The sequence below is a fragment of the Candidatus Hydrogenedentota bacterium genome (assembly GCA_018005585.1).
Classification (GTDB): domain Bacteria; phylum Hydrogenedentota; class Hydrogenedentia; order Hydrogenedentales; family JAGMZX01; genus JAGMZX01.
On the sequence record JAGMZX010000028.1, the window covers coordinates 35,928 to 42,991 of the forward strand.

Annotated in this window: 6 protein-coding genes; 2 read left to right on the forward strand and 4 right to left on the reverse strand. The window is 64.1% G+C overall.

The annotated features are described in order from the left end of the window. Positions 1 to 137: 137 nt before the first annotated feature. The gene (locus tag KA184_06920; protein ID MBP8129300.1) at positions 138 to 1,907 is read left to right on the forward strand and encodes an exo-alpha-sialidase; all 1,770 of its coding nucleotides are present in this window, start codon (positions 138 to 140) and stop codon (positions 1,905 to 1,907) included. Here the strand turns inward: KA184_06920 and KA184_06925 are convergent. From KA184_06925 to KA184_06935, 3 genes are all read right to left on the reverse strand, one after another. After that, a complete protein-coding gene (locus KA184_06925) occupies positions 1,877 to 2,851 on the reverse strand; it encodes an ROK family protein (GenBank protein MBP8129301.1) in 975 nt (324 codons plus the stop codon). The genes KA184_06920 and KA184_06925 overlap by 31 nt on opposite strands. A 61-nt stretch (positions 2,852 to 2,912) precedes the next feature. Then, the gene (locus tag KA184_06930) at positions 2,913 to 3,854 is read right to left on the reverse strand and encodes a hypothetical protein (GenBank protein MBP8129302.1); all 942 of its coding nucleotides are present in this window, start codon (positions 3,852 to 3,854) and stop codon (positions 2,913 to 2,915) included. Between the two features lie 46 nt (positions 3,855 to 3,900). Further along, entirely contained in the window at positions 3,901 to 4,704 is an 804-nt protein-coding gene (locus tag KA184_06935; GenBank protein MBP8129303.1) for a phosphatidylcholine synthase, read from the reverse strand. A gap of 397 nt (positions 4,705 to 5,101) precedes the next feature. On the opposite strand from KA184_06935, the gene KA184_06940 reads away from it, so the two are divergent. Continuing rightward, on the forward strand, positions 5,102 to 6,127 hold the full coding sequence (locus tag KA184_06940) for a DUF4434 domain-containing protein (GenBank protein ID MBP8129304.1): 1,026 nt from the start codon (positions 5,102 to 5,104) through the stop codon (positions 6,125 to 6,127). Here the strand turns inward: KA184_06940 and KA184_06945 are convergent. After that, positions 6,128 to 7,064, reverse strand: a 937-nt coding sequence (locus KA184_06945) for a hypothetical protein (protein MBP8129305.1), incomplete at its 5' end; no start/stop codon positions are given.

Sequence of the window (7,064 nt, forward strand, 5' to 3'; positions counted from 1 at the left end):
GCCGCACTTTCTCCACGGAAACTGCGCTAGCGTGCCCGCTCGTTTGTGCGTGCTCTCGGTTTGCCGTCAGGCGCGACAGCGTAGCTTGTTTCGTCGCTCTGCTTGGGGCCGGACCGGTATACGAGGACGATGCTGCAATGACGAATACACGGTTATTGCCTCGTGTAGTCATGGCCGGATTGGCCGCGCTTGCGGTCGCTGCCAGCGTTTCCGGCGCGGACCCGCGCAACGTAGCCACGGGCTCGTTGATCTACGAACACGGTTACTGCGACCAGCCCTATGTTGTCGTGCTGGACGGCGGCGCCTGGCTGTGCGTGTTCACGACGAGCGGCGGCAAGGAAGGCTCGCAATCGCAATACATCGCCGCAACGCGCAGCACGGACCTTGGCAAGACATGGTCTGAACCTGTGCCCATCGAACCGCCGGGTGGGCCGGAAGCATCCTGGGCAATGCCGCTGCTGACGGGGTTCGGGCGCGTGTATGTGTTCTATTCATACAATGGCGACATGGTGCGCGCGCTGCCGGACGGGAAACCCGCGCGCGCGGATATGCTAGGCTGGTATTGCGCGAAGTATTCGGACGACGGCGGCGCGACGTGGTCCGGGCGGATCCGGCTGCCGATGCGGACGACGGCCTGCGATTTGACCAACGACTGGGCCGGGCAGGTGCAGGTTTTCTGGGGGATTGGCAAACCTGTCGTTCAGGGCGAGGCGGCAATCTTCGCTTTCACCAAGATCGGCAAATACATGCTTGACCATGGCGAGGGCTGGTTCTTCCGTTCCGACAACGTGCTGCGCGAGCGCGATGCGTCGAAGGTTGTCTGGGAGTTGCTGCCCGAGGGCGAAAACGGCGTGCGCGCGCCCGAGTTTGGCTCCATCCAGGAGGAACACAACATCGCGCCTATGGCGGACGGCGGCCTGTATTGCGTCTACCGCACCACGCTTGGGCATCCCGCGGAATCGTACAGCCGCGACGGGGGCCGGACGTGGAGCACGCCGGAATGCGTGCGCTACACGGACGGGCGGCCCATCAAACACCCGCGCGCATGCCCCCGGCTGTGGCGCACGGAAAACGGGAAATACCTGCTCTGGCACCACAACCACGGCGGCACGGGTTTCGAGGATCGCAATCCGGCGTGGGTCAGCGGTGGCACGGAAAAGGACGGGCGCATCCTCTGGTCGCAGCCGGAAATCCTGCTTTACGGCGATGACCTCTCCAATGCGGCGGGGCGGTTCAGTTATCCCGACCTCATCGAGCAAGATGGCCGCTGCTGGGTCACAACCACGCAAAAGACGCGTGCCAGCGTGCACGAAGTGGACCCCCGGCTGCTGGAAGGACTCTGGGGACAAGATACACGCGCGGAGGTAGCCAGAGAAGGGCTTGCGCTGGAGTTGGTGGCGCCGTTACCGCGGGAAGCACCGCGCGTTGTGCTCCCGAGCCTCGCCGAAGGCGGGTTCGCGGTCGAGTTTTCGGTTGCGTTCGAAGCGCTGGATGCAGGACAGGTCGTGCTCGATACACGGAACGAGAATGGGCGCGGTCTCGTCGTGAGCACGGATGAATTCAGCGCGGTGCAGCTTCTTCTGTCGGACGCGAACATGACAGCCGCATGGACCTGCGACCCGGGGCTCATGCAGGCCGGAAAACAGCATCACGTGATTGTCGTCGTGGACGGAGGGCCGAACATCATCTCGTTCGTCGTAGACGGTGTCTTGTGTGATGGCGGCGCGCGGCGCCAATTCGGCTGGTGGCGTTTCCCGCCGGATTTGCGTGACGCTAATGGGGGAGAGATGTGGCGCGTTGCGCCTCGGTTGCGGGGGCGGATGGGCTTGCTCAGGGTGTATACCCGCCATCTGCGCACCTCGGAGGCTATCTCGAATTACCGGGCTTGGCTCTCGGGGCACTCGTGAGCGCCTGCGAGCAACAGCGCGCCTGCGAGCACGACGGATTCCGCCAGCGCGCACGGAACAATCTCATAGCGGCCCCGGAATGGCCCGAAGACTCGCTTTGCGGTGTGCGCTCGTACTGGATTGAGCAGGACATCGCCCATCAGCGAAACGCCGCCGCCCATGGCGATGCGCTCGGGATGGAACAGCGTGATTACGTTGGACAAGGCGATGCCTACCGCGCCCGCGACCCGGTCCAGTTCCGCCAGTGCGTCCGGGTCGCCCAGCCGTGCGGCTTCCGCGAGCATGGCGCAGGTGATGGTTGAGGCGTCGTTGTTGCACAGGCGCATCAGTGGCCCGGCCGGCCTGTAGTCGCGGCGCGCGCGCAGCCGTTTCTCAATGCTCCACCCGCTGCACAGGTGTTCGAGCTTGTCCGCGGCGCCCGGCGTCGCGTTCGTCCAGTCGGGGACATACGTGTGCCCGATCTCATTCGCGCCGCGTCCCTGGCCATCGTGCAGGCGCCCGTCGACAATCAAGGCGCCGCCAATGCCGCTGCCGATGTTCATGTAGCAGAACTGGCGCGTGCCCCGGCCCGCGCCGGCACAATACTCCGCCCAGCCGGCCGCATTGGCATCATTGGCGACGATAGTGCGAAGACCGAACCGTTCCTCGAACCACGGGCGCAGCGCGAAGCCTTCCCATCCAGCGACCTGATGCGATACCAGGACCGTTCCCGTTGCGCTTTCGACCGGTCCGCCGAATCCGACGCCAATAGCCTTGGGACGGGCCCCGGTTGCGTCAAGGAGCGATTTCGTTTCGCGCTCGATCCATTCCAGGATGCGCGGGGCGCCGTGTTGCGGGTCGACGGAACCGCGTCTCGTCTCGACGATGCCGCCGTCCGGCCTGCCCAGGCAGACCTGCAACTTCGTGCCGCCGATTTCCACGGCGATTAGGGATGGTTCTTGCATGGGGGACATTGTTGACGTTCAGGAAGCTGGCATGCAAGCGGCGGCAAGCATCGCGCAACCTTCACGCCTGGATCGCACGCACGAAATCGTCCACGTCGAACACGAACCCGAACGCCAGGGCCACGCGCCACAATGCGACCTCCTTGCAGAGCTGAAACCGCGCCGTCTCCTTGTTCTCCACGGCGACCGTCGCCTGCCGCAGCGCGGAGCACATGACTCCGTAGCGCTGCATGTCGGCCATGCCGCCGGGCGACAGCAGGAGGCACCAGTTGATTGCGAAACCGCAGTAGACGAGGTGGTTGATGCCCCGTTCCTTGCACAAAGCGAACAATTGCGCGCCGTTTTCCGCGACCCCCTCGTCCTCTTTCGGACACGCCTCTTCGGGAAATCCCAAGCGCGCAAAACCGCGGTCCACGTCCGCCGCGTTATGCGCGCCCACGAAGACATGTTCGCTCCGGAACCGCGCCAGCTTGTCGCGGATCGGGTCGGAGGCGACAGAGGGACACTCGGGCGCGGGCGGTCCCGCGAGCGCCAACGCGTGCCTGTAACCAGGCAGTCCCTTATAGTAGTCGCCGCCGCCCACGACATGGAACAAGGGCAGGTCCGAGGCGCGCACCGCCGCCAGCAGGCCGGGGAAGATTTCCTTCATGATGGCGTTTGCCCTCGGGATATAGGGCACGCAGCGCCACCAGCCGGGGAATTCCTCGAACGAGCCCGCGTCCCAGGCGTGCATCACAACGACCGCGGTGTGTTCGCGCGAGAAATCGAGCTCCGTCTTTTTCCAGCCGCCGAATGTCTCTTCGGGCGTCTCCAATGCGAAATCCGCGTCGAAATGCTGGTAGTACCAGGCGGGTATTGCCAGAGGCGGCTTGTCAGCATCCGCGTCGGTGGTTGCGCCGGCGAGCGCGCGGACGCGGGGCGCGACGGCCGAAGCGGCGAACGCCGCCCCGGTGCGGCACATCATCGCACGGCGGCTTATGGTGGATTCCGAAGGTTTGTTCATGGTCCTGTGCTCCAGGGTTGGCCATGACCGGCCGCCGAACGGCGTGTCATTCGTCCGGGTTGTCCTCGTCGGCGGGACCCGCGTGGCGGAAGTTCAAATAGAGGCTCAAGACGACGTAGTAGAGGATGTATCCGAATGAGAGATAAAGCAACATGCTGAAGGAACGGCTGCGCGATGTCTCTTCGTAATGGAGGACGATCCAGCCAACGATGAAAATCCACACCCCCGACAACAGCCAGGTCAGGGGGCGGAGCGTGCGGGTCCTGCTTGGATACAGGTATTTGACAGGCACGAACACGCTCAACGCGAGCAGTAGCACCAGCGTGAAATTCAGCCAATCCGGCCATTCAAGCATGAACAGGTAGAACACCACGACGTTCCAGTAGGAGGGGAACCCGCGGAAGAAATGGTCGGCGGTCTTCGCGTCGGCCTGGCAGAATTGATACGCCGACGCCAGCGTGATCGCCGCGCCCGCAAAGATCGCGAAACGCCCCGGCACCACGGGCGCTTCGTAGAGGAAATACGCCGGCACAATCACGTAAGTGAAGTAGTCGACAATGTTGTCGAGCAACGCGCCGTCGAACCGGGGCAGAACCAGTTTCACCTTTACCGCGCGCGCGAGTGTTCCGTCGAGCGAATCCACGAGAATGGTTGCGCCCATCCAGAGCAGCGCCGCGCGCCATTCGTGGGCCGTAGTGGCGACGAGCGCCATCAGCCCTGCCACGGCGCCCAGCGCCGTGAACAGATGAACGCCCCATGCGGCGCACTTGCGCAGGGGGGAATAAGACACCTCGATGCTGATACCCGTACTCCTTCGCGGTTCTGACGATTGCGGCCGGTGCGTGATCATAGAGGCAGACCCGCATGGCTATCAAGGAGACGGTTTTCCCCCTGATTTTCCCGTGATGGCTCAATGCGGGGAAGCAAAATAAAGTTATCTATTACAGTGATGCAGAAGGTTGTCAGCGGGCGTGGAGGTCATGAGAAGCCGCGGAGCCGGGAACGGGCCGGATTGGCGATTGCGCAACGGATTGAGTAAGATCGCATGAGGGTTGAGCGGATTGGCTTGACTCAGGTCAACTTGGGCTGGGCGTTGCGCGCGGCACGGCATCTTGGGGCCCCGGAACGAACATTGGAGCAAGGGAAAAGACATGGGCTTTGTCTGCTGTTTGAGGCAGGCGCCAGCCGGGCAACGGTTTGGGCCCAGGCTGGGTCCCGCCCGGTTCTGGCGTGGCGGTCTCGTTCTCATGTTGCCAGTGCTCTGCATAGGCAACGCGCAGCCGGAGACCGCGCCGCTGATGCGCGGCACGTTGTGGTGGGTGGCGGACAGGCAGGAGTGCCCCTGGACGGAAGCGGATCTCCGCGCCGCGGTGGAGGCCCAGCGCGCCGTCGGGTTCCATCTGCTGTGGCTCTTGAATACGCCTGCGCTGCTGCAGGCCGCCGAAATGGCGGAGCGAACGGCGGCGCCGCGTGACGTGCTCGCATGGCTCTACCAGATTGCGGGCGATTCGGGCATGAAAGTAATTGTGGACCTGCCCCAGGGCGGCTGGTATGGCCGGACGAGCGCGGACGAGATGGTCGCGGGGATTCGCGCGCACGTACGGCGGTTTCACGCGCGCTACGGAGGCTACCCTTCGTTTCATGGCTGGTATCTGAATCACGAGATCAACCCGATTGACTCCAAGAATACGGAAGAGACGGCGTTCTGGAGGCGCGTCTGGCAGCAAGTGGTGCAGGAGTGTCACGCCAGGGCACCGGGCTCTATCGTCACCATTTCGCCCTTCTTCCTGCTCGATGCGTCGCGGCGGCGCGGGTTCGTCTACCAGACGCCCGACGAATACGCCGCGTGGTGGCGCCAGACGCTCCAGGAGACCGGCATTGACGTGCTGATGCTCCAGGATTCCGGCGAACATCTGGCCTTCTTCACGCTGGAACAGCGCGAGCCGTTCTGGGCCGCCGCCGCACGCGCATGCAAGGAGGCCGGAGCGGCGTTCTGGTTGAATATCGAGAGCGGCGAGGCGAATGTAAAGGATTGGGAGGAGTTTCTGCGGCAGGAGCAGGCCGGAACCGTGCCCTGGCGGTTCACGCCCATGCCCTGGCTTGCGGAGAAATTGCGCCTGGCGGCGAAGTATGCCGACAACCTCGTGAATTGGGGTTATTTCCCCTACATGAACCCGCTGCCGCGCTGCGGCAAGTCACAAGAGGCAGACCAGGACGCCGCCGCGGCCTACGCCGCTTACAAGGCCTATGTAGAGGGCGCCACGAAGAGGTGACTACGCCCCGGCGCAAGTCTGGTTTTGCGCCTGCCGCGGGTTGCGGCGCAACAGCAGCCATCCGGCCGCGCAGCTCACGACGAATACCGCCGCGTTCCCGTTGCCGCCGCCGGGGCCGTTGGCGTCCAGCGTGCCGCATGCCCCGCACGGGGGCTCATCGTCGTCACCGCCATTCGCCGGTTCCAGCCGCAGCGTGGCGGATGCGGTCGAGGTGCTGACACTTATGGTCTGCGACGCCGTCTTGAATCCTGCCTTCATCGCGGTCACCGTGTAGGCGCCATACTCCGGCACGACGGCCGCGATCACCCCGTCCGGGCCGGTGTCGCCAATCGTCTGGCTGTTGAACGTGACCGCGACATCTTCGAGCACAGCGCCCGAGCTCTTGTCGAGCGTCGTGATAAACAGAGAAGTGGGGATTATGCCGCCCGTGTCGACGGCGACCAACAGCAGATAGGACGTACCCGCGCCGTAGACGCCGGACGTCGCGTTGCGCACCCGCAGCAAGTATTGCTGGGAGGCACTGAAGGTCTGTTCGAAAACGACCTCGTCGCCCGGCTCCGGGCTCGTTACGCTGCGCACGGGGGTCGCCTTCCGGCCGGACTTGAAGTCTGACGCGCGGTACAATTCGACGATTGGCTGGCACTTGACCCCCGGCTGGAGAACGGCGATTGTGGCCGCGCCGCTCGCGGGCGACGTGAACCGGACCCAGTCCTCGTCACCCGACACGTGGAAATTGTGCCCTTGCACGTTATTGACCCGGATCCACTCGGCGTCCGTTGCGGCATTGTCGTCTTCCCAGGCGTCCTTCAGATTGATGCGATCGACAAAACCGATGCGCGGCGACGCGTACCACAGGCCGCCCGCCTTGACGAAGTACTGAACCTGAAAGAGGCCGCCCTCGTTGAAACCGTTGTAGGACGTCTGCCACCGGGCCGAC